The organism is Neisseria sp. P0019.S002 (genome assembly GCF_051957155.1).
Taxonomy (GTDB): domain Bacteria; phylum Pseudomonadota; class Gammaproteobacteria; order Burkholderiales; family Neisseriaceae; genus Neisseria; species Neisseria perflava.
In genome coordinates this window covers 1-563 of record NZ_JBQCWS010000046.1, presented here as the reverse complement: position 1 = coordinate 563, position 563 = coordinate 1, and the positions used below count along the sequence as shown (strand labels likewise).

At 48.7% G+C, this 563-nt stretch carries 1 protein-coding gene and 1 pseudogene; one reads left to right on the top strand and one right to left on the bottom strand.

All coding sequences use genetic code 11. The annotated features are described in order from the left end of the window. The coding region (locus ACTHTY_RS11470; protein ID WP_440367736.1) for a hypothetical protein at window positions 1–184 on the bottom strand (184 nt) is incomplete at its 3' end. Window positions 185–238: 54 nt separating this feature from the next. On the opposite strand from ACTHTY_RS11470, the pseudogene ACTHTY_RS11465 reads away from it, so the two are divergent. Next, window positions 239–563 (top strand): annotated as a pseudogene (locus ACTHTY_RS11465) (DUF5906 domain-containing protein); the annotation flags it as partial.

Here is a 563-nt window from a genome sequence, read left to right as displayed (position 1 = left end):
TTGTTACGCGGCGCGATTTACGCCCTGATGATTTTGCTGAAATTTGGCCTGAATTAGTTGAGGTGTGAAATGAATGGAATAGTGATCGCCGCCGTTCGTATTCTGTCGCTTTGTTGACTGTGTCTTGAAAGACCCCGAATTCCAAGACGCCATGTCGGAATGTTTTTCCACTTGCTTTTTCCATGAGGGGGGGGGGCAGGCTTTTTTTACGCCTAAATTTTGTATAAGGCCGTCTGAAATGAATAAATTAGACTTTAAATCTGTTGCTGATGCTGCTTTGAATGCGGTGGATAATTTGCTTGCGGAATGGTTGCCCGGCGGCAAGTATAAGGGGCATGAGTTTTTTGCGCTGAATCCGACACGCGCGGACCGTCATTTGGGTTCATTTGCGGTGAATACGCATTCGGGCGCATGGGCTGATTATGCGACTGATGATGCCGGCGGGGATCTGATCAGCCTTTATGCTTATTTGTTTACGCATGGCAATCAGGGCGATGCGCTTCGTGCTGTGGCCGAACGTTTGAATATAGGTGGCTTTGAGCCGGTGGAGCGTGTTCTTTGGG